The organism is Mycolicibacterium lutetiense (assembly GCF_017876775.1).
Classification (GTDB): Bacteria; Actinomycetota; Actinomycetes; order Mycobacteriales; family Mycobacteriaceae; genus Mycobacterium; species Mycobacterium lutetiense.
The window spans coordinates 1278771-1299328 of sequence record NZ_JAGIOP010000002.1 but is presented as its reverse complement, the minus strand read 5'-3'; the positions used below and the strand labels follow the sequence as shown (position 1 = coordinate 1299328).

Here is a 20558-nt window from a genome sequence, read left to right as displayed (position 1 = left end):
CCGCTGAGTCGATCGGATCGAAATTGCCTGTGACCTGCGGTGATGGGCAATTAATGGGGTATGGTGTAATTGGCAACACTAGGGATTCTGATTCCCTCATTCTAGGTTCGAGTCCTGGTACCCCAGCCATCCGGAGTGGTTCAGTCGGATTAGGTGAGCACGATCGCCTGAGCTATGCTGACCATCCGGAAGTTCTAGCCCCCGTCGTCTAGCGGCCTAGGACGCCGCCCTCTCACGGCGGTAGCGTGGGTTCGAATCCCATCGGGGGTACAGAAGTAAAAGCGCCCAGTTCTCATGAACTGGGCGCTTTTGCGTTGCGCGGGTTGTGTCTCGCGTCGGGTTCGTCGCGCCCCCCGCTCCCCACTTCGTCACGCTGGAGTGGCACCGGGTGTCGAACGTCACTCTGGCGTGACGCTCGACGGGACGGGGTTCCGGGGCGCCGCCGGACCCGCCCAGTTCGTCACGCTGGAGTGGCACCGGAGCTCGAGGGCCACGCTGGCGTGACACGCCGGGTGCCTCAGCCGGCTGTTGAGATCCGCCTCACAGTCGGCGGGTCAGGGCGTCGGCGGCGGCGAGAAGATCTGCCGCCCAGCGGGCTCCCGGCCGGCGACCCATTCTGTCGATCGGTCCGGACACCGACACTGCGGCGATCACGGCACCGCGGCCGTCGCGCACCGGCGCCGAGACACTGGCCACACCCGGCTCGCGCTCGGCGGCGCTCTGCGCCCAGCCGCGCTTACGGACCTCGGCCAGGACGCGGTCGGTGAACTTGGCGACCGGCAGCACGGCCTGCTGGGTGGCCGGGTCGGCGTAGGCGAGTAGAACTTTGGCTCCCGAGCCGGCCGTCATCGGAAGGTGGGTGCCCACCGGCACGGTGTCACGTAGCCCGGCCGGGGGTTCCAACGCCACCACACAGACCCGTGATTGGCCTTCGCGCCGGTACAACTGGACGCTCTCGCCGGTGATCTCGCGCAGGCGGGGCAGTACCGCGGCCCCGGCGGCCAGCAGCGGATCGTTGACGTGGGAGGCCAATTCGGTCAGTGCCGGGCCGAGGCGCCAGCGGCCGTCGGCGTCGCGGGCCAGCAGCCGGTGGGTTTCGAGCCCCGCGGCCAGTCGGTGCGCGGTCGCGCGGGGGAGGCCGGTCCGCTCGCAGAGTTCGGCCAGCCCGCAAGGTGACTCGGCCACGGTGTGCAGCACACCCACCGCTTTGTCGAGAACGCCGATGCCGCTATCATTTCTCACAGAGAGATACTAGCGTCTCGCATTCTGAGATGACAGATGAGATGGCGACAGTAACTCCCAGCCCTGGCGGACTCTTGATGCAAGCCCGCATTGCCGTTAATCGAATCGAGAAGTAGCGATGGACCAATCGACACAGACATCCGTGAAGCCGCGCACCCTGGCCGAAAAGGTTTGGGACGACCATGTCGTGGCGCGCGGCCAGGGAGAGGGCGCTGCCAAAGAGCCCGACCTGATCTACATCGACCTTCATCTCGTGCACGAGGTCACCAGCCCGCAGGCGTTCGACGGTCTGCGCTTGGCCGGCCGGCCGCTGCGCCGGCCCGACCTGACGATCGCCACCGAGGACCACAACGTCCCCACGGTCGACATCGACAAGCCGATCGCGGATCCGGTTTCGCGCACCCAGGTCGAGACATTGCGGCGCAACTGCGCGGAATTCGGTATCCGGCTGCACTCGATGGGGGATGCTGAACAAGGCATCGTGCACATCATCGGACCTCAACTCGGACTGACCCAGCCGGGTATGACGGTCGTGTGCGGAGACAGCCACACCTCGACCCACGGAGCGTTCGGCGCCATCGCCATGGGCATCGGCACGTCCGAGGTCGAGCACGTGATGGCCACGCAGACACTGCCGCTCAAGCCGTTCAAGACCATGGCGGTCAACGTCGACGGCGTGCTGCCGCCCGGCGTGAGCGCCAAGGACATCATTCTTGCCGTCATCGCCAAGATCGGTACCGGTGGCGGGCAGGGCCACGTCATCGAATACCGGGGGAGTGCCATCGAGGCGCTGTCCATGGAAGGCCGGATGACGATCTGCAACATGAGCATCGAGGCCGGGGCGCGCGCCGGAATGGTGGCTCCTGACGAGACCACCTTCGAGTTCCTCAAGGGTCGTCCGAATGCTCCCAAGGGTGCCGACTGGGACAACGCCGTCGCCGCGTGGAGCAAGTTGCGCACCGACGAGGGCGCCGAATTCGACACCGAGGTCTACCTGGACGCCGCCGCGTTGAGCCCGTTCGTGACCTGGGGCACCAACCCGGGGCAGGGGGTTCCGCTGTCCGCGTCGGTCCCGGACCCGGAGTTGATGGGCGACGACGGGGAGCGCCAGTCGGCGGAGAAGGCTTTGGCCTACATGGATCTTCGGCCCGGGATGGCCATGCGTGACATCGCCGTGGACACCGTCTTCGTCGGGTCTTGCACCAACGGTCGCATCGAGGACCTCCGGGTCGTCGCCGACGTGCTACGCGATCGTAAGGTGGCCGACGGAGTGCGGATGCTGGTGGTGCCGGGCTCGATGCGGGTCCGCGCCCAGGCCGAATCGGAGGGCCTCGACCAGATATTCACCGCGGCAGGTGCCGAATGGCGGCAGGCCGGCTGCTCGATGTGTCTGGGCATGAACCCCGATCAGCTGTCCCCGGGGCAGCGCTGCGCCTCCACGTCCAACCGGAACTTCGAAGGCCGACAGGGCAAGGGGGGCCGCACCCACCTGGTCTCACCGGGTGTCGCGGCGGCCACCGCTGTCCGTGGAAAACTCGCGTCCCCTGCCGATCTGCCCGCCGCGACCCGCTAAGAAGCCAGAAGGAGAAGCGTGATGGACGCTTTTAGTACTCACACCGGAATCGGCGTCCCGCTGCGGCGGGCCAATGTCGACACCGATCAGATCATCCCCGCGGTCTATTTGAAGCGGGTAACCCGAACAGGTTTCGAGGATGGATTGTTCGCCGCCTGGCGCACCGATCCGTCGTTCATTCTGAATCTGCCGCCATTCGATAAAGGCTCCGTGTTGGTGGCCGGCCCTGATTTCGGTACCGGATCGTCGCGCGAACATGCCGTCTGGGCACTCATGGACTATGGCTTCCGGGTGGTTATCTCGTCCCGTTTCGCCGATATTTTCCGCGGCAACGCCGGCAAGGCCGGGCTATTGGCCGCCGAAGTCGCCCAAGATGATGTCGAGCTCTTATGGAAGCTCATCGAGCAGAATCCCGGGCTGGAAATCACTGTGAACCTTCAAGATCGAAATATCGTCGCCGGAACGGTTGTGTTGCCGTTCAGAATTGACGACTACACGGCCTGGCGGCTGCTCGAGGGACTCGACGATATAGGCCTTACGCTGCGGAAACTGTCTTCGATCGAGGATTACGAGAAGCGCAGGCCGGCCTGGAAACCGCGCACTCTGCCGGCCTGATCGAGGCCTCCTAAGGACGCTTCAGCGCCCGAATTCGCCGCCTGCCAAACCGGTTCTGGACCCGACCCGGCGGAGTCCAAGTGGGGCAAGCGGATTGCCGGATTGTTCGCCAGCTACGCCTGAAATTGCGCGTGGCTCTTGGAAATCAGTGGTTACAGGGTTTACCGTGTCCTCTAGTCGGTCCAAAGAGGGCCACTGGTTTCGGAGGTTTTGGATGAACAAAGCGGAGCTCATCGACGTACTCACAACCAAACTGGGCACCGATCGTCGGCAGGCTACCGCCGCGGTCGAGAACGTTGTGGACACCATCGTCCGCGCGGTGCACAAGGGCGAAAGCGTCACGATCACCGGCTTCGGTGTTTTCGAGCAGCGCCGTCGCGCTGCCCGTGTAGCGCGCAACCCGCGCACCGGCGAGACGGTGAAGGTCAAGCCGACCTCGGTGCCGGCGTTCCGTCCGGGCGCTCAGTTCAAGGCGGTTGTCGCTGGAGCGCAGCGTCTCCCGGCCGACGGTCCGGCCGTCAAGCGCGGCGTCACCGCGGGCCCGGCCAAGCGTGGTGCCGCCAAGAAGACCGTTGCCAAGAAGGCTCCGGCCAAGAAGGCCGCTGTCAAGAAGGCTCCGGCGAAGAAGGCCGCAGTCAAGGCTCCGGCCAAGAAGGCCGCAGTCAAGAAGGCACCGGCGAAGAAGGCCGCTGTCAAGAAGGCTCCGGCGAAGAAGGCCGCAGTCAAGGCTCCGGCCAAGAAGGCCGCAGTCAAGAAGGCACCGGCCAAGAAGGCCGCGACCAAGGCTCCGGCCAAGAAGGCCGCGACCAAGGCTCCGGCCAAGAAGGTCGCCGCCAAGAAGGCACCGGCCAAGAAGGGCCGCAAGTAATTACGGAAGAGGCACGTCGTGGGCGGTAGATCCGCTCACGACGTGCCTTTTTTGTGTGCGGTTAGCCGCCGCAGGCAGGCAGGGGACTGCTGAGATGGTCTGCGGCGACCAGTCGACCGTCGGTCATCGACAACACCCAGGTGCTGCCCTTGCGATTTCCGGTGGTCTGCGGGCGTACCTGTGACCGTGCGCACCACCATGAGATGAGATCGGGAATCACCTTGCCCTGCGTGCAGATCACCGGGGTCCCCGCCCGCGCCGCGAGTTCCAGCACGCGGCTGCGGCCGGCCTTGTGGTCGGAGCTGTATGCCTCTTCGGTCAGCGCCGGCTCATTGTGAATGTCCACCCCGAGTTCTTGCGCCAGCGGCTCGAGGGTCTGATGGCAGCGCAGCCGATCGGCCGCGTAAAGCGTTGTGGCACCGAATGCCAGTAGTTGATCGACCAGGGCCTCGGCCTGTGCCCGACCCTTCTTGTCCAGAGGACGCTTGCGGTCGTCGCCCTTGAAGCGGGATCGGCGCCCGGCCGCACCGTGCCGCACGATGAGTACCGTGTTGGTGTCGTGTGGGTGTTTTTCGAAGCGGCGCAACATTTTTCGGTCATGCGGGTAGCCCAGTTGGTCCATCGCCGCGTCCACCGGCAGCCAGATGAGCTTGTCCACCTCGTCGTTGGGGGTGAAGTCTCCTCCGGTGGCACGGGCCGCCCAGTACCGGACCCGTTTGGTGCCCTGCGGAATCTCATACGAGATCGAGCCGAGTCGACGGCCGAGTTGTGCGGTATATCCGGTCTCTTCGTGAACCTCGCGTACCGCGGCCACCGGATCGGTTTCGTCCACCTCGACCTTGCCCTTGGGCAGGGACCAATCGTCATACCGCGGACGGTGGATCACAGCCACCTCGGTCACGACTCCGCCTGCTGCGTCCTGGCCGCCACGCCACAACACGGCGCCCGCCGCGGGCACGAGCTTGGTGCCCGGCCGCGCTGCTGTTGTGCTGTCGTTGGACACCTAAACTCCTGCAGGTCATTGCGCAGCCCGGGCCCCGGCGGGGCTCAGGGGTACCGGTGCCGTTCCATCATCGACACCTGGTGATCGCGGACTGTCTGTCCCTCCCGGGGCAGCGCCGTCCAGTAACCGTCGTGTCGTAACTCCCAGCACCGGGTGGCCGGATCCATCGCGGACTCGAACACCTCGTTGAGTTGGGCGGTCAGCCTCGGATCCTTGACCTGAGCCATCACTTCGACACGGCGGTCCAGATTACGATGCATCATGTCCGCACTGCCGATCCAGAACTCGTTGATGGCGCGGAAGTGAATAATGCGCGAGTGCTCCAGGAAGCGTCCGAGGATCGAGCGCACCGTGATGTTGTCGGAGTACCCGGGAACACCGGGACGTAGGGCGCAGATGCCCCGCACCACGATCTCGACCGGGACCCCGGCCTGCGAGGCCCGGTAGAGCGCATCGATCACCTGTTCGTCGACGAGTGCGTTGGCTTTCAACCGGATTCCGGTCTCGGCTCCCTCATGATGGGCGGCGATCTCGCGGTCGATGCGCTCGATGATGCCCTTGCGCACCCCGCGCGGCGCCACCAGCAGATTGCGGTAGGCGTCCTTACGGGAATACCCGGTCAGAGAATTGAACAGGTCGGTGAGGTCGGCGCCGATGTCGGGATCGGCCGTGAGCAACCCCACGTCTTCATACAGCCGCGCGGTTTTCGGGTTGTAGTTGCCGGTACCGATGTGGCAGTAGCGCCGGATTGTCGACCCCTCGCGCCGCACCACGAGGCAGGTCTTGCAGTGCGTCTTGAGTCCGATCAACCCGTAGACCACGTGTACGCCGGCCTGCTCAAGTGCCCTGGCCCACTTGATGTTGGCCTGCTCATCGAAGCGAGCCTTGATCTCCACGAGCGCAACCACCTGCTTGCCGGCCTCGGCGGCATCGATCAGGGCGTTGACGATGGGGGAGTCACCGGAGGTGCGGTACAGCGTCTGCTTGATCGCCAGCACGTTGGGATCGGCGGCGGCCTGCTCGATGAAGCGCTGAACGGTGGTGGAGAACGAGTCATAGGGGTGGTGCACCAGCACATCCCCGTCGCGCAGTGTGGAGAAAATGCTCTTCGGCGTTTCACGTTCGCCGAAAGCCGGTGGGGTGGCGGGTACGAACGGCCGGTCCTTGAGGGCGGGCCGATCCACGCCGTAGATCTGCCACAGCGCGGAGAGATCCAGCAGCCCGGGCAACTCGATGACGTCGCCGGGGTCCACATCCAGTTCCCGCAGCAGCAGTTCGAGCATGCTCTCGGTCATGTCGTCGGACACTTCCAGCCGGACCGGCGAGCCGAACCGCCTGCGGGCCAGTTCACGTTCCAGCGCCTGCAGCAGGTCCTCGTCGCGATCCTCTTCGACCTCGAAGTCGGCGTTGCGGGTGATCCGGAAGGCGTGGTGCTCGACGATCTCGAGGCCGGGGAACAACACCGGCAGGAACGCCGCGATCAGTTCCTCCATCGGCAGGAACCGCACCACCGTCGATTCGGCGGGGCCGCTGAGTTCGACGAAGCGGCCGACGTTGTCGGGCACCTTGATCCTGGCGAAGTGTTGGCCGCCGTCCTCGGGGTGCTTGACGGTGATCGCCAGGTTCAGGCTCAGCCCGCTGACGAACGGGAACGGGTGCGCCGGATCCACCGCAAGCGGGGTGAGGACCGGGAACACCTGCTCATGGAAGTAGGTGGAGAGCTTCGCGCGTTCGGACTCGTCGAGCTGGGCCCAGTTGACGATGACGATGCCCTCTTCGGCCAGGGCGGGGCGGACCGAGTTGAAGAACACGCTGGCGTGACGGCTGGCGATCTGCTGGGTGCGTTCGTTGATGCGACGCAACTGTTCGCGCGGGGACAGGCCGTCGGCCGAGCGCACCGAAAGTCCCATCTCGTCGCGGCGTTTGAGGCCGGCCACCCGGACCATGTAGAACTCGTCGAGATTGGACGCGAAGATCGCCAGGAACTTTGCCCGCTCGAGCAAGGGCAGTGAGGTGTCGGCGGCCAGGGCCAGGACCCGGGCGTTGAAGTCCAGCCAGCTCAGCTCGCGGTTGAGGTATCGGTCCTCGGGCAGCGCGTTGTCCACTGCGGGCGAGGTGGCCGCCGGTGGTGCTCCCGGCGACGATGCCTCGTCGGACTGCTCCGATACGACTGTCGCGGCGTCCCGTCGGGAGTGATCCGACCGGGTTTCTGGCTCGGCTTCAGTGGCTTCGCTCATCCGTCCGATCATTCCCTATCTCGCGGGTCCTCGGCTACCTAGTGGCACGCCTGCCGAGGGTGCGTGCCGTGGCGGTGCCGACGCCGAGACGGCGGGCCGCCTGCAAATCGTCGGGAGTGTCGATATCGCAGCGCAGACCGGGCCATGCTCCGGTGAGTTCGATCGCACCGGAGCGGCGATGGCGCGCAGCCGAATCGGATCCGAAATGGGGAGACAGGGCAGTGCCGAACGCGAACAGCGCCGAGGTTCCGGTGCCGTGCCGGTCGCCGACGAAACTGCGCTGATAGCCGCGGGCCAGGGACAGTGCCTCGGCCAGCTCCTGGGGTTGCAGGGCGGGTAGATCTCCTTGGAGGACAACGATATTTCCGGCAGCGGAGCGCAGCGCCGCCTCGGCCGCGGTGATCGCGTTGTTGAGTGGATCATCATGGCCCGGCGGCGTCGGGTCCATCAGGACGCCGGCGCCGAGCTGCCTGGCGGCCTCGGCCGCGGTCTCGTCGGGGGTGACGACGGTCACCGGGGCGATGGACGACGCCGCGTTGATGGTGTCGACGAGCATGGCCAGCACCACGGCCTCGCGGGTGGCCGCGGAGAAGATCGGCGCCAGCCGGGTTTTCGCGGCTGACAGCCGTTTCACCGCGATCACGAGGGTGACGTCGGCGGCCTGGGTGGCTGCGGCGTTGCTGCTTCGGGAGCCGCTCATCCGTTCATCCTGCCAGCCCGGCCGGAGGCGGCGCGTCGCGCGGCCGCCGGATAGGGTGAACAGGTGGTAGCAGCTGCGGTGATGGGTGCCGGTGCGTGGGGGACGGCGCTGGCGAAGGTGTTGGCGGACGCGGGAAATCCGGTGACGATGTGGGCCCGGCGCCCCGAGGTTGCCGACGAGATCAACACCGAGCATCGCAACAGTCGGTACCTGGGCGACGTCGTACTGCCCTCGTCGATCCGGGCAACCTCCGATCCGGCCGAGGCGCTGGCCGGTGCCTGCACAGTGCTCCTGGGTGTTCCGGCGCAGCAACTGCGGGCGAACCTGGAGGGCTGGAAGCACCTGATCGGTGACGACGTGACACTCGTCAGTCTGGCCAAGGGCATCGAACTCGAGTCACTCATGCGTATGAGTCAGGTGATCGTGCAGGTGACCGGGGCCGATCCAGGCCGGGTCGCCGTGGTCACCGGGCCGAACCTGGCGAGCGAGATCGCCGACGAACAGCCCGCCGCCACCGTCGTCGCCTGCAGCGACTCCGGACGCGCGGTCGCTCTGCAACGCGCATTGGCCACGGGCTACTTCCGGCCGTACACCAACGCCGACGTGGTCGGCGCCGAAGTCGGCGGTGCCTGCAAGAACGTCATCGCGCTGGCCTGCGGTATGGCGGTGGGCGTGGGGCTGGGGGAGAACACCGTGGCCGCCATCATCACCCGCGGATTGGCCGAGGTCATGCGGCTGGGTATCGCGTTGGGCGCCACCCCCGCCACGTTGGCCGGGTTGGCCGGCGTCGGAGACCTCGTGGCCACCTGCACCTCGGGGCATTCCCGAAACCGCACCTTCGGTGTGCGTCTGGGTAACGGCGGCACCATGGAATCGGCGTTGACCGCCGCGGGCGGACATGTCGCCGAGGGCGTGTCCTCGTGTGAATCGGTGCTGGCGCTGGCGTCCAGTTACGGTGTCGAGATGCCGCTGACCGACGCCGTTCATCGGGTGTGCCACAAGGGATTGTCGGTTCACGAAGCGGTTCTACTGCTACTGGGTCGCAGCACGAAGCCGGAGTGAGTGAGTGGACGGCCTGTACGGAGATTCCACTCGGAGCGTCAAAGCTGTTGGCCTGGAATCGATTCCAGGACAGCCGGTGGCGCCCATCCCGGTGCCGGCGTCGGCGTTCCATCTCTCGCCCGACGAAGCCGAGCCGCTCGACAGCTACGGCCGCAGCTCCAACCCGTCGTGGCGGCAGCTCGAAGCGGCCCTCGCCGAACTGGAAGGGGCCGCCGCTGCGCTCACGTTCGGATCGGGCATGGCCGCGATCACCTCGGCTCTGCGGGTCCTGGCCAGACCGGGATCCACGCTTGTCGTCCCCGCTGACGGCTACTATCAGGTCCGTCGTTACGCGGTAGAATACCTTGCGCCACAAGGTATTACGGTGATCGAAGCGAGTGTTGCCGAGATCTGTGAGGCGTCCGCTCACGCTGACGTGGTCCTCGCCGAGACACCGGCCAATCCGGGGCTCGACGTCGTCGACCTGCACCGGCTGGCAATGACCTGCCGTAGTCGCGGCGCCACGCTCGTCGTCGACAACACCGCCGCCACACCGCTTGGTCAGCAACCGCTTTCGCTCGGCGCCGACCTCGTGGTGGCCAGTGCCACGAAGTCACTGTCGGGACACAGTGATCTGATAGCCGGCTACGTGGCAGGCAGCCAGCCCGAGCTGATGGCCGCGGTGGAGCGCGACCGGCTGCTGGCCGGGCCCATCCTTGGTGCGTTCGAGGCATGGTTGGTGCTGCGCAGCCTCGGTAGTGCCGGACTGCGCTTCGAACGGCAGTGCCAGAACGCCGCAGCCCTGGCGATGATGCTGCGCAGCCATCCTGCGGTGCGCTCGGTGCGCTATCCCGGACTACCCGACGATCCGGCACACGACCTGGCGGCCTCCCAGATGAAGCGTTTCGGCGGGCTGGTGTCGATAGAGCTGGCCGACGCCGCCGCGGTGCACACCCTGGTCGAGCGCAGCGCACTGCTCATCGCCTCGACCAGCTTCGGCGGGATCCACACCTCGGTCGACCGCAGGGCCCGCTGGGGCGACCCGGTGCCCGCCGGGTTCGCCCGCATCTCGGCCGGGATCGAAGACACCGAAGACCTGCTCGCCGACGTGGAGCACGCACTGCAGCGGTGAAAGCCCAGGTCGGGACGCACCGGAAGGTGGGAGCGGACCGGGACGGTAACCTCTCTAGGTTGTGACAGCCCGCAATCAGACCGGATCCCGCACCCGCGTCGCCGTGGTCTACGGCGGGCGTAGCTCTGAGCACGCGATTTCCTGCGTATCGGCAGGCAGCATCCTGCGCAACCTCGACCCGGAGCGATTCGAGGTCGTCGCCGTCGGGATCACCCCCGACGGATCGTGGGTCCTGACCGACGGAAGTCCGGAGACGCTCGCGATCACCGACGGCCGGCTGCCCGAGGTGACCGAGGCGTCCGGTACCGAGCTCGCGCTGCCGGCCGCCCCGAACCGCAGCGGTCAGCTGTTGGCGCTGAGCAATGGTCCCGGTGAGCTGTTGGCCGCCGTCGACGTGGTCTTCCCGGTACTGCACGGGCCCTACGGCGAGGACGGCACCATCCAGGGCCTGCTGGAGTTGTCCGGGATCCCGTACGTCGGCTCCGGAGTGTTGTCCAGTGCCGCGGGTATGGACAAGGAGTTCACGAAGAAGCTGCTCGTCGCCGAGGGCCTGCCGATCGGCGACTTCGTGGTGCTGCGTCCCAGCCGCGACGGTTCAGATCCGACCCTGGATCTGGAACAGCGGGAGCGCCTCGGCCTGCCGGTGTTCGTCAAGCCTGCCCGGGGTGGCTCGTCGATCGGCGTCAGCCGGGTCGCGACGTGGGATGAGCTGCCTGCCGCGATCGAACTCGCGCGCCACCACGACCCGAAGGTCATTGTCGAGGCCGCGATCCCGGGGCGCGAACTGGAATGCGGCGTCCTCGAATTCCCCGACGGCCAGATCGAAGCCAGCACCGTCGGCGAGATCCGGGTGGCCGGCGTGCGCGGACGCGAGGACGGCTTCTACGACTTCGCCACCAAATACCTTGTCGACGCAGCCGAACTGGACGTACCCGCCAAGGTTGACGACGACGTCTCGGCGGAGATCCGCCGGTTGGCCGTGCGTGCCTTCACCGCGATCGACTGCCAGGGGTTGGCTCGCGTCGACTTCTTCCTGACCGACGACGGCCCGGTGATCAACGAGATCAACACGATGCCGGGGTTCACCACCATCTCGATGTATCCGCGGATGTGGGCGGCCAGCGGTGTCGACTACCCCACCTTGCTGACCGCGATGGTCGAGACTGCGCTGGCCCGCGGTACCGGACTGCGTTGACTCAGCGCGCCGGAGCCGGTGCCGGCTCCTGGGCGGGCATGGTGCGGGCGATCTGACCGGAGATCTGCTGAATAGGCGTCGGTCCTGACCCGGCGGGCAGGGTCAGGGCGACGTACACCGGACGGTCGACCGCGTACCAGGTGCTGCGGGCCTGATCATCGGCCTCCGTTCCGGGGGCTACCGGGCCGGTTTCTCCCACCCTGAACCACTGGATCTCGTCGACCACCTGTAGCGGAGTGCCGACAATGAAATCGGTGGGGCGCTCCAGCCCGCAACGCAGGACCACCGGCTCGGTGTCGGGTTCGGCCCGCCAGGCCGCGGTGCCCGGCGGGGTGGGGTCGACGGTGGTGGCCCGCCGGAAATCACCAAGCTGTTGGGGCAGTGCCTTGAGCAGGTCATGGCACTGCTGGCTGTCGGCCTGTGGCGCCGGTATCGCCGGGATGGCGACGGGTTGCTGCTCGGGTGAGCGTTGCCGGGACGCCGCGATACCGAGGACCGTGATCAGCACCGAAACCGCAACGACCACAGCCGCGATCAGCAGGGCGCGGGGCGGTCCGTCGGAGGTGTGCGAGTCGGTCACGCCGCCAACTCTATGGCCGGCCGGCGTTGGCGATCGGGCAGGTCAGGGTCCGGGTGATTCCGGGTACCTGCTGCACGGCCGGGACCACATCGGATTGCAGCGCCGTCAACGTGTCGGCGCTGAGACGCAAAACCACGTCATAGGGCCCGGTCACGTATTCGGCGGACACCACGCCGGGCAGTCCGGCGAGCTGTTTGGCGACGACTTCGGCGCGACCCACCTCGGTCTGGATCAGCACGTAAGCCTCCACCACCGGCCGCCTCCTCTGTCTCGCTGCATAAACTGCTGGCCGCAGGCACCAAACGTACCGCAGGTCGGGTCCGGGTTCTCCGACGCGGCAACCGACCGGCAGGAGGCGATATGACCGGCGAGACGATCGGCGACGATCCCGGTGACGACGACGGCGACACCCTGGCGACCGCGGGGGAATTCGTCGTCATCGACCGGTTGGTGTTCGGACGCGCGCAAGCCGATGCCGTGACGCTGGGCCCGGGTGACGACGCGGCCGTGCTGACGGCGTCCGACGGGCGCACCGCGGTCTCCACCGACATGCTGGTGCAGGACCGCCATTTTCGGCTCGACTGGTCGACGCCGCATGACATCGGGCGCAAAGCCATCGCCCAGAACGCCGCCGATATCGAGGCGATGGGTGGCCGGGCCACCGCGTTCGTGGTGGCGTTCGGTGCACCACCCGATACCGCTGTCGCAGCCGCGGCGGAATTGTCCGACGGGCTGTGGGATGAGGCGCGTCGGCTGGGCGCCAGCATCGCCGGTGGGGATCTGGTCAGCGCTCCGCTGTGGGTGATATCGGTCACTGTCCTCGGTGACCTCGGCGGCCGGGAACCGGTGCGCCGCAGCGGTGCCCGCGCCGGTGACACCCTCGCGGTGGCGGGGGAGCTGGGACGGTCGGCAGCCGGGTACGCACTGTGGGAGCACGGCGTCGACGGGCCCGCCGGATTCGGGGACCTGCGGCAGCGACACCTCACCCCGCAGCCGCCCTACGGTCAGGGCGCCCGGGCCGCCGACGCCGGGGCCACTGCCATGACCGACGTCTCCGACGGCCTGCTCGCCGATCTGGGCCACATCGCGACGGCCTCCGGGGTTGCCATCGACCTGGACAGCAGCCGTCTCGACACCGATCGCCTGGCGGTCGCCGAGGCCGCCACAGCCGTGGGTGCCGACCCCTTGGCCTGGGTTCTGGGCGGTGGCGAGGACCACGCGCTGGTCGCGACATTCCCCGGTGCGCCACCGCCAGGGTGGCGGGCCATCGGACGGGTGCTCGCCGGCCCGGCCGCGGTGCTCCTCGACGGCGCCGCGTGGGAGGGAAACGCGGGATGGCAGTCGTTTGACTGACGGCTCACGCTAAGTTGGATTTCCGTGACCCCACGCCCCCTGAATGAACTCGTCGAGGACGGCTGGGCCCGCGCGCTCGAGCCGGTGGAAACGCACGTCGCGCAGATGGGTGAGTTCCTCCGCGACGAGCTCACCGCAGGCAGGCAGTATTTGCCTACCGGTCAGAATGTTTTGCGCGCCTTCACTTTTCCCTTTGAGCGGGTGCGCGTGTTGATCGTCGGTCAGGATCCCTACCCGACACCGGGGCATGCAGTCGGCCTCAGTTTCTCGGTGGGCGCAGATGTGCGTCCGCTGCCGCGCAGCCTGTCGAACATCTTCAACGAGTACACCGAGGATCTGGGCTATCCGAAGCCGGCCAACGGGGATCTCACCCCGTGGGCAGAACAGGGCGTGATGCTGCTCAACAGGGTGCTCACGGTGTCGCCGGGTACGCCGGCCTCGCACCGCGGTAAGGGTTGGGAAGCAGTGACGGAGTGTGCGATCCGGGCGCTCGTCGCGCGCGAGCAGCCGATGGTGGCGGTGCTATGGGGGCGTGACGCGTCGACCCTCAAACCGCTACTGGCCGAAGGTGACTGCGCGACGATCGAATCATCGCACCCGTCACCGTTGTCGGCGTCGCGTGGATTTTTCGGGTCGCGCCCGTTCAGTCGGGCCAACGAATTGCTGCAGCAGAAAGGTGCCGACCCGATCGAATGGCGGCTGCCCTGAGGCGATCAGGGCCCAGGGATCGCGGGGATCGCGGGCGGCGCGGGGATCGGCGGGGGCGAGGGGATACCCGGCGAGGGTATCTGGATAGTCATGTCCCCGCCGCCGTCGCCAGTAGGCGCGGGCATCTCAGCCGACGGCGTCGCGGGTCCAGGCGATACCGGGGTTTCGATGACTGTGGTCTCGGTATGGGTCGCCGGACCTTCCGAGGTCACCGGAGCCTCCGTTGTGGAGGGAGTCTCCGAGGTGGTGTTGTCATCGGAACTGGTGCCGCCGCATGCGGACAGCACGAAACCGACCGCGATTGCGGCCGCACATGCATAGATCGGTGTGTGTGGTGCGCGACGTGAGGTCATGACGACAGGGCATACCCTGCCGTCTCCTCAGGTAAACAGAAGCGTCGCGCACCGGTCAGGCGCGCGAAACTAGCCGCGCGAGACCTTGCCGGCCTTGATGCAGGAGGTGCAGGCGTTCACGCGCTGCTTGTTGCCACCCGGGCGCGCCACGGCACGCACCGACTGGATGTTCGGATCCCAGCGCCGGCTGGTCCGCCGATGCGAGTGCGACACCGACTTGCCGAAGCCAGGTGCCTTTCCGCAGATATCGCACACGGCAGCCATATCAACAACTCCTCGAAATCAGTACTTGGGGGGACTGGGCCCACTCGCCGCAAACGGCGGGGCTCGACCCGACAACCTGATCAGAATACCGGGAGGCCAGAGGATCGCCAAAACGGCTCGTGAACACGACCCAGGTTGTGCACAGCCGGTGGTGCTCTGATCGGGTTTGTCATCGTCACTGGATAGGCTGGAAGCCACGGCGATGACCGCGCCGCAATGGGGGATCGCACCGGGTTTCGGTGGGGATCTGATTCGGGGATTGGGAGGTCCGATGTCGGCTCGGCAGCTGGATGCCTCCGCTCTGAGGGCCTGGGCTCACGCCGCTGTCGATGATCTGATCGTCCATACCGACGAGATCAACCGGCTCAATGTGTTCCCGGTGGCTGATGCCGATACCGGGACAAACATGCTGTTCACGATGCGTTCGGCGTGGGCGCATGTCGATGCCGAGCCGGTTGGCGCCGACCTCGCAGTGGTGGCGGGCGCGTTGGCGGCCGGGGCATTGCAGGGGGCTCGGGGCAACTCCGGAGTGATCCTGTCCCAGATTCTGCTCGGCCTGGCCGAGGTCATCACCACCGCTGCGGCCCGGCGTGACGGCGGTCTCTCCGCGGTGGACGGCGCGCTGTTCGGCACGGCGCTGCGTCACGCCGCCGTCCTGGCTGTCACCTCCATGGGTGATCCAGTGCCGGGGACGATCGTGTCCGTGTTGCAGGCGGCCGCCGTGGCCGGTGAACAGTGCGCGGCCGCTGGCGGCGAGGTTGCCGAGGTGGCGGCCGCTGCCGGTGAGGCTGCATCGGCCGCCCTGGACCGCACACCGGAACAACTTGATGTGCTGGCCAAGGCCGGGGTGGTCGATTCCGGCGGTCGTGGCCTGCTCGTCCTGCTAGACGCCATGACGGCCACATTGGCCGGCCACGTGCCCCGCCGGCCGGTCTACACCCCGGCCTCGCCGCAGGCCACGCTGGCGGCCGCGGCGGCACCGCCACAGTTCGAGGTCATGTACCTGCTGAGCGGGTGCGGTGCGCCTGCCGTCGAGGGGCTGCGGGCAGCGCTGGAGCAGATCGGTGAGTCGGTGGCGATCGCCGCCTCGGGCAGCGATCAGTACTCGGTGCACGTCCACCTCGACGATGCCGGGGCTGCGGTCGAGGCTGGGCTGGGGGTGGGGTCGCTGAACCGGATTCAGATCACTGCGCTGACCGTCGCCGCCGGCGTCCGGCCCGCCGGGGGCTGGGCCCGCGAGCGCGCCGTGCTGGCAGTGGTCGACGGGGACGGCGGTGTCGAACTGTTCGCCGGTGAGGGTGCGCAGGTGTTGCGACCCGATGCCGGCGCGCCGATCAACGCGCAGCAGCTGCTGCGGGCCTTGATCGATGTGGGTGCGGCCCAGGTCATGGTGCTGCCCAACGGGTATGTCGCCGCAGAGGAGTTGGTCGCGGGCTGCACGGCGGCGATCGGCTGGGGGATCGACGTGGTGCCGGTGCCTGCGGGATCGATGGTGCAGGGGCTGGCGGCGCTGGCCGTCCACGACGAGGGACGACAGGCCGTCGACGACGGGTACACGATGGCGCGCGCCGCCGCGGGTGCGCGGCACGGTGCGGTGCGGATCGCCACCGAAGATGCATTGACCTGGGCGGGCGCCTGTCAGCCGGGCGACGGGCTTGGCATCGCCGGCGATGAGGTGCTGATCGTCGGGCCGGACCTCACCTCGGCGGCCGCCGGGTTGATCGATTTGCTGATGGTGGCCGGCGGAGAGCTGATCACCGTGCTCACCGGCGACGGTGTCGACGGCCTCGTGGGGGACGCGCTGCAGGCCCACGTGCGCCGCCAGCACCTCGGTGCCGAATTGGTGACGTATCACACAGGGCACCATGGTGACGCCCTGCTGATCGGGGTCGAGTAGTGGCCACTCTCGGCGACCGGTTGGATCTGGTGATCGGGGCAAAGGCAGCCAAGCCGCTCCAGGAGCATTTCGACATCGTCACCGTCAACGATCTGCTTCGGCATTACCCCCGTAAATACAGCGACGGGATGACGGTCCGCGGAGAAGGTGAGGCCCTCGATCTGGAGGAAGGTGAGCACGTCACGTTCATCGAGGTCGTCACCGAGACCAAGACCGGCGGCATGAAGCCGACCTTCAACAAGAAGACCGGACGGCAGACGAGCCGGACGTGGCTGCGGGTCACCCTGGGTGAGCATCGGCCCACCGTGACTGCGACGTTCTTCAACGCGGGGTGGATGGTCGACAAGCTGGAAAAAGGTACGCGGCTGATGCTCTCCGGCGAGGTCAAGTACTTTCGCAACAATCTGCAGCTGGACCATCCGGCGTTCCTGGTCTTGAATCCGCCGCCCGGCAAGCAGATCGGGACCAAGTCGCTCAAGACCATCGCGTCGGCATCGGGTGCCACCGGTGAGGAGATGCTGGCGGAGTTCGAACGAGACTTCTTCCCGATCTACCCGGCCTCGGCGAAGGTGCAGAGCTGGGACATCTACGCGTGCGTGCGCCAGACGCTCGACGTCCTCGACCCGGTCCCGGACCCGCTCCCGGAATCCTTTGTCCGCGAACACAATCTGATGACCGAAGACGAGGCGTTGCGGGCCGTCCATTTGGCCGAGAACACTACTGCGCGGGAGCGGGCCGGCGAGCGGTTGACCTTCGACGAAGCCATCGGGCTGCAATGGGCGCTGGTGGCCCGGCGCTACAGCGAACTGAGTGAATCCGGCCCTGCCGCACCACGAACCGGCGACGGATTGGCCGCCGCGATGCGGGGTCGGCTGCCGTTCGAACTGACCGCCGGGCAGTCCGAGGTGCTGGAGGTGATCTCGGGCGAGTTGGCCTCGACGCGGCCGATGAACCGGATGTTGCAGGGCGAGGTGGGCTCGGGCAAGACCATCGTGTCGGTGCTGGCGATGCTGCAGATGGTCGATGCGGGCTACCAGTGTGCGCTGCTGGCGCCCACCGAGGTGCTTGCCGCACAACATGCGCGCTCGATCCGCGACGTGCTGGGTCCGCTGGCGATGGCGGGCCAACTCGGCGGCGCTGAATCCTCGACCGGGGTCGCGCTGCTCACCGGGTCGATGACGGCGCCGCAGAAGCGTGCGGTGCGCGACGAGGTGGCGTCCGGGCGGGCCGGCATCGTTGTCGGCACCCATGCACTACTGCAAGAGGCGGTCGAGTTCCACAATCTGGGCATGGTGGTCGTCGACGAACAGCACCGGTTCGGTGTGGAGCAACGGGACACATTGCGCGCCAAGGCCCGTGATGGATTGACGCCCCATCTGCTGGTGATGACGGCCACGCCGATACCCCGCACCGTCGCGCTCACCGTGTACGGCGATCTGGAGACCTCGACGCTGCGCGAACTGCCGAGGGGGCGCCAGCCCATCACCACCAACGCCATTTTCATCTCGCAGAAGCCGGCCTGGCTGGACCGGGCCTGGGCCCGCATCCGCGAGGAGGTGGCCGCGGGGCGTCAGGCCTATGTGGTCGCCTCGCGCATCGACGAATCCGACAAGTCCGGTGACAAGAGCGAAGAGCGCGGGGGTCCGCCGCCGGTCACGGTGGTCGAGCTGTTCGACCGGTTGGGTGCGGGTCCGCTGTCCGGGTTGCGGCTCGGCCTGATGCACGGCCGACTGTCCGGTGAGGAGAAGGACGCGGTGATGGGCTTGTTCCGGGCCGGCGAGATCGATGTGCTGGTGTGTACCACCGTCATCGAGGTCGGCGTCGATGTGCCCAACTCCACCATGATGGTGGTGATGGACGCCGACCGGTTCGGCATCAGCCAGCTGCATCAGCTGCGCGGCCGGATCGGCCGGGGGCAGCATCCCAGCCTGTGCCTGTTGGCCACCCGGCTGCCGGAGACGTCCAAGGCAGGTGAACGGATCAAGGCCGTGGCGGCGACCCTGGACGGATTCGCCCTGGCGGATCTGGATCTCGACGAGCGTCGCGAGGGAGATGTGCTGGGCCTCAACCAGTCCGGGCGCACCATCAACTTGCGCTTCCTGTCTCTGCGGGACCATCTCGAAGTGATCCAGGAAGCCCGGGCATTCTGCGAGCAGCGCTACGCGCAGAGTCCGCATGATCCCGGAATGGACCTGCTGGCAGCACAATTCGTGAATACGGACCGCGTCGAATATCTGGACAAGGCATGACCCGCCGCCGGATGTGGTGGCTGGCCGCCGCCGTGGCACTCGCAGTGGTCGTCGCCGTCCAGGTGGCGTGGTCGACACAACGTCCCGACCGGTTCTCCGCCCAGGCGCAACCGCCCAGCGTCGCGCCCGGGGTCGACCTGTTGGCCGGAGTGCCCGAGATACCGATGCGGGTGCGGAGCAACGACTATCGCCGCGCGGCGTACGGTGACTCATGGGACGACGACAACAGCGCCCCCGGTGGCCACAACGGCTGTGACACCCGCAACGACATCCTCGACCGCGACCTCGTGGACAAGACCTTCGTCGCGATCAAGCGGTGTCCGACCGCCGTGGCGACCGGCACCCTGCACGACCCGTATACCAATGCGGTCGTGTCATTCGTCCGAGGCAACCGGACCGGTGCCTCGGTGCAGATCGACCACATCGTGCCGTTGGCATTGGCCTGGGACCTGGGCGCGCGAGACTGGCCCGACGATCTGCGGCTGCGGTTCGCCAACGACCCGGCCAATCTGCTGGCGGTCGCCGGAAAACCCAATCAGGACAAGGGCGATCAGGAACCCGCCCGCTGGATGCCGCCCAATCAGGCGTTCTGGTGTCAGTACTCGGTGCAGTTCGTCGAGGTGCTGCGCGGCTACGCGCTCCCGGTCGACACCGCGTCGGCCGGGGTTCTCCGCGACGCCGCGGGCACCTGCCCGACGGGCTAGCCCGTGAAGGTCGCCGGGTCGGGCCGGAAGCGGGTGCCATTATCGAGACTGTCGAGAGCCGCGATCTCATCGGCGGTCAGTTCGAAGCCGAACACGTCGAGGTTGGAGGCGATCCGCTCCGGGTTGGTCGACCGGGAGATCACGCTGTTGCCCAGTTGGATGCTCCAGCGGATCAGCACCTGGGCCGGGGTCTTGCCGTGTGCCTCGGCGACGGCCGTGACGGCCGGGTTGTCCAGGAGGCTGCCGACACCGAGCGGGCTGTAGGCCTGCGTGACGACGTTGTACTGGGCGTTGGCGGCGCGCCAGGCACTCTGGTTGAGCAGGGGGTGCAGCTCGATCTGGTTGACCGCAGGTGCGACGTACGTCAGATCGACGATCGTCGACAGGTTCTCGGGGCTGAAGTTGGCCACCCCGGTGGAACGGGTCAGCCCGGCCTGCTTGAGTGCCATCAGTCCACCCCAGCTGTCGACGTACTTGCCGATGTCGTTGCCGGGCCAATGGATCAGATAGAGGTCCACATAATCGAGGCCGAGCCGCTCCAGGCTGGCCCGCCCGGCGTCCTGCGACGACGTGAAACCGTGATCGGTGATGGCCAGCTTGGTGGTGACCGAGATCTCCTCGCGCGGGATGCCCGATGCCGCGATGGCACGGCCGACCCCGGCCTCATTTTCATAGGCCGCCGCGGTGTCGATCAGCCGGTAACCGGCTTCCAAGGCCGTGGACACGGCGCGCTCTGCCTCGGAATCCGAGAGTCCGCCGACGCCGAGACCGACGACCGGGATCGTACGGTCGTCGTTCAGCGTGACGGTGGGAATCGCGGCCCCGTCCGAGGAGGTCATGGCAC

General features: G+C 67.2%; 20 protein-coding genes and 2 tRNA genes. 13 read left to right on the top strand and 9 right to left on the bottom strand.

Going from position 1 to position 20558, the window contains the following annotated elements; all coding sequences use genetic code 11:
• The first annotated feature begins 54 nt into the window (after positions 1 to 54).
• Together JOF57_RS15560 and JOF57_RS15555 are read left to right on the top strand one after the other, a co-directional pair.
• Positions 55 to 129 (top strand) — tRNA-Gln (locus JOF57_RS15560).
• A 68-nt stretch (positions 130 to 197) separates the two neighbouring features.
• Positions 198 to 270: transfer RNA gene (locus tag JOF57_RS15555), tRNA-Glu, on the top strand.
• A gap of 270 nt (positions 271 to 540) precedes the next feature.
• Here JOF57_RS15555 and JOF57_RS15550 read toward each other — a convergent pair.
• Complete coding sequence (locus tag JOF57_RS15550; RefSeq protein ID WP_209917887.1) at positions 541 to 1242, bottom strand: IclR family transcriptional regulator; 702 nt, start codon at positions 1240 to 1242, stop codon at positions 541 to 543.
• A 118-nt stretch (positions 1243 to 1360) separates the two neighbouring features.
• Between JOF57_RS15550 and leuC the strand changes: the two genes are divergently transcribed.
• From leuC to JOF57_RS15535, 3 genes are all read left to right on the top strand, one after another.
• A complete protein-coding gene (gene leuC, locus JOF57_RS15545) occupies positions 1361 to 2815 on the top strand; it encodes a 3-isopropylmalate dehydratase large subunit (protein WP_209917885.1) in 1455 nt (484 codons plus the stop codon).
• 21 nt (positions 2816 to 2836) lie between these two features.
• Positions 2837 to 3430, top strand: coding sequence for a 3-isopropylmalate dehydratase small subunit (gene leuD / locus JOF57_RS15540; RefSeq protein WP_209917883.1), 594 nt, complete (start codon positions 2837 to 2839; stop codon positions 3428 to 3430).
• Between the two features lie 214 nt (positions 3431 to 3644).
• The gene (locus JOF57_RS15535; protein WP_209917881.1) at positions 3645 to 4298 is read left to right on the top strand and encodes an HU family DNA-binding protein; all 654 of its coding nucleotides are present in this window, start codon (positions 3645 to 3647) and stop codon (positions 4296 to 4298) included.
• 61 nt (positions 4299 to 4359) lie between these two features.
• On the opposite strand, the gene mutT1 is transcribed toward JOF57_RS15535, so the two are convergent.
• The 3 genes from mutT1 to cofC are packed head-to-tail and all read right to left on the bottom strand — an operon-like array spanning position 4360 to position 8238.
• Entirely contained in the window at positions 4360 to 5301 is a 942-nt protein-coding gene (gene mutT1 / locus JOF57_RS15530; protein ID WP_209917878.1) for an 8-oxo-(d)GTP phosphatase MutT1, read from the bottom strand.
• 44 nt (positions 5302 to 5345) lie between these two features.
• Positions 5346 to 7550, bottom strand: coding sequence for an RNA degradosome polyphosphate kinase (locus JOF57_RS15525; protein WP_209917876.1), 2205 nt, complete (start codon positions 7548 to 7550; stop codon positions 5346 to 5348).
• 22 nt (positions 7551 to 7572) lie between these two features.
• Positions 7573 to 8238: a 2-phospho-L-lactate guanylyltransferase gene (gene cofC, locus JOF57_RS15520; RefSeq protein WP_209917874.1), complete on the bottom strand. Its 666-nt coding sequence runs from the start codon at positions 8236 to 8238 to the stop codon at positions 7573 to 7575.
• A 63-nt stretch (positions 8239 to 8301) separates the two neighbouring features.
• Here cofC and JOF57_RS15515 point away from each other — a divergent pair, with 63 nt between their 5' ends.
• The 3 genes from JOF57_RS15515 to JOF57_RS15505 all read left to right on the top strand — a co-directional run bounded on the left by JOF57_RS15515 (position 8302) and on the right by JOF57_RS15505 (position 11606).
• Positions 8302 to 9300: an NAD(P)H-dependent glycerol-3-phosphate dehydrogenase gene (locus JOF57_RS15515; protein ID WP_209917872.1), complete on the top strand. Its 999-nt coding sequence runs from the start codon at positions 8302 to 8304 to the stop codon at positions 9298 to 9300.
• A gap of 4 nt (positions 9301 to 9304) precedes the next feature.
• Positions 9305 to 10411 carry a cystathionine gamma-lyase gene (locus JOF57_RS15510; RefSeq protein ID WP_209917870.1) on the top strand — a complete coding sequence of 369 codons (1107 nt, stop codon included), beginning with the start codon at positions 9305 to 9307 and terminating at the stop codon, positions 10409 to 10411.
• 61 nt (positions 10412 to 10472) lie between these two features.
• Positions 10473 to 11606 (top strand): D-alanine--D-alanine ligase family protein, encoded by a 1134-nt coding sequence (locus JOF57_RS15505; protein WP_209917868.1) that lies wholly within the window; start codon positions 10473 to 10475, stop codon positions 11604 to 11606.
• Position 11607: 1 nt separating this feature from the next.
• Here JOF57_RS15505 and JOF57_RS15500 read toward each other — a convergent pair whose 3' ends face one another.
• Positions 11608 to 12186 carry a DUF3515 domain-containing protein gene (locus JOF57_RS15500; RefSeq protein ID WP_209917866.1) on the bottom strand — a complete coding sequence of 193 codons (579 nt, stop codon included), beginning with the start codon at positions 12184 to 12186 and terminating at the stop codon, positions 11608 to 11610.
• 10 nt (positions 12187 to 12196) lie between these two features.
• The gene (locus JOF57_RS15495; protein WP_209917864.1) at positions 12197 to 12439 is read right to left on the bottom strand and encodes an Lrp/AsnC ligand binding domain-containing protein; all 243 of its coding nucleotides are present in this window, start codon (positions 12437 to 12439) and stop codon (positions 12197 to 12199) included.
• A 107-nt stretch (positions 12440 to 12546) separates the two neighbouring features.
• Between JOF57_RS15495 and JOF57_RS15490 the strand changes: the two genes are divergently transcribed.
• Both JOF57_RS15490 and JOF57_RS15485 read left to right on the top strand, forming a co-directional pair.
• Positions 12547 to 13539 (top strand): thiamine-phosphate kinase, encoded by a 993-nt coding sequence (locus tag JOF57_RS15490; protein ID WP_209917862.1) that lies wholly within the window; start codon positions 12547 to 12549, stop codon positions 13537 to 13539.
• Between the two features lie 24 nt (positions 13540 to 13563).
• Positions 13564 to 14247 (top strand): uracil-DNA glycosylase, encoded by a 684-nt coding sequence (locus JOF57_RS15485; RefSeq protein WP_209917860.1) that lies wholly within the window; start codon positions 13564 to 13566, stop codon positions 14245 to 14247.
• 5 nt (positions 14248 to 14252) lie between these two features.
• On the opposite strand, the gene JOF57_RS15480 is transcribed toward JOF57_RS15485, so the two are convergent.
• Together JOF57_RS15480 and rpmB are read right to left on the bottom strand one after the other, a co-directional pair.
• On the bottom strand, positions 14253 to 14600 hold the full coding sequence (locus JOF57_RS15480) for a hypothetical protein (protein WP_209917858.1): 348 nt from the start codon (positions 14598 to 14600) through the stop codon (positions 14253 to 14255).
• A 69-nt stretch (positions 14601 to 14669) separates the two neighbouring features.
• The gene (rpmB, locus tag JOF57_RS15475) at positions 14670 to 14864 is read right to left on the bottom strand and encodes a 50S ribosomal protein L28 (RefSeq protein WP_003881125.1); all 195 of its coding nucleotides are present in this window, start codon (positions 14862 to 14864) and stop codon (positions 14670 to 14672) included.
• A gap of 271 nt (positions 14865 to 15135) precedes the next feature.
• Here rpmB and JOF57_RS15470 point away from each other — a divergent pair, with 271 nt between their 5' ends.
• From JOF57_RS15470 to JOF57_RS15460, 3 genes are read left to right on the top strand one after another with little or no spacing between them, the layout of a single operon-like run.
• A complete protein-coding gene (locus tag JOF57_RS15470) occupies positions 15136 to 16761 on the top strand; it encodes a fatty acid kinase ATP-binding subunit FakA (protein ID WP_209917856.1) in 1626 nt (541 codons plus the stop codon).
• Positions 16761 to 19010 carry an ATP-dependent DNA helicase RecG gene (recG, locus tag JOF57_RS15465; RefSeq protein WP_209917854.1) on the top strand — a complete coding sequence of 750 codons (2250 nt, stop codon included), beginning with the start codon at positions 16761 to 16763 and terminating at the stop codon, positions 19008 to 19010. Before JOF57_RS15470 ends, recG begins: the two co-directional genes overlap by 1 nt.
• A complete protein-coding gene (locus JOF57_RS15460; RefSeq protein WP_209917852.1) occupies positions 19007 to 19714 on the top strand; it encodes an HNH endonuclease family protein in 708 nt (235 codons plus the stop codon). Before recG ends, JOF57_RS15460 begins: the two co-directional genes overlap by 4 nt.
• Here JOF57_RS15460 and JOF57_RS15455 read toward each other — a convergent pair.
• Complete coding sequence (locus JOF57_RS15455) at positions 19711 to 20553, bottom strand: aldo/keto reductase (RefSeq protein ID WP_209917850.1); 843 nt, start codon at positions 20551 to 20553, stop codon at positions 19711 to 19713. The two genes, JOF57_RS15460 and JOF57_RS15455, sit on opposite strands and share 4 nt — an antisense overlap.
• Between the last annotated feature and the right edge of the window lie 5 nt (positions 20554 to 20558).

Excerpts from the sequence above, each read along its gene's own strand:
- leuC (WP_209917885.1), top strand. The coding sequence starts at position 1,361 with ATGGACCAATCGACACAGACATCCGTGAAGCCGCGCACCCTGGCCGAA.
- leuD (WP_209917883.1), top strand. The coding sequence starts at position 2,837 with ATGGACGCTTTTAGTACTCACACCGGAATCGGCGTCCCGCTGCGGCGG.
- JOF57_RS15535 (WP_209917881.1), top strand. The coding sequence starts at position 3,645 with ATGAACAAAGCGGAGCTCATCGACGTACTCACAACCAAACTGGGCACC.
- JOF57_RS15525 (WP_209917876.1), bottom strand. The coding sequence starts at position 7,550 with ATGATCGGACGGATGAGCGAAGCCACTGAAGCCGAGCCAGAAACCCGG.
- cofC (WP_209917874.1), bottom strand. The coding sequence starts at position 8,238 with ATGAGCGGCTCCCGAAGCAGCAACGCCGCAGCCACCCAGGCCGCCGAC.
- JOF57_RS15490 (WP_209917862.1), top strand. The coding sequence starts at position 12,547 with ATGACCGGCGAGACGATCGGCGACGATCCCGGTGACGACGACGGCGAC.
- JOF57_RS15480 (WP_209917858.1), bottom strand. The coding sequence starts at position 14,600 with ATGACCTCACGTCGCGCACCACACACACCGATCTATGCATGTGCGGCC.
- rpmB (WP_003881125.1), bottom strand. The coding sequence starts at position 14,864 with ATGGCTGCCGTGTGCGATATCTGCGGAAAGGCACCTGGCTTCGGCAAG.
- JOF57_RS15470 (WP_209917856.1), top strand. The coding sequence starts at position 15,136 with ATGTCGGCTCGGCAGCTGGATGCCTCCGCTCTGAGGGCCTGGGCTCAC.
- JOF57_RS15460 (WP_209917852.1), top strand. The coding sequence starts at position 19,007 with ATGACCCGCCGCCGGATGTGGTGGCTGGCCGCCGCCGTGGCACTCGCA.
- JOF57_RS15455 (WP_209917850.1), bottom strand. The coding sequence starts at position 20,553 with ATGACCTCCTCGGACGGGGCCGCGATTCCCACCGTCACGCTGAACGAC.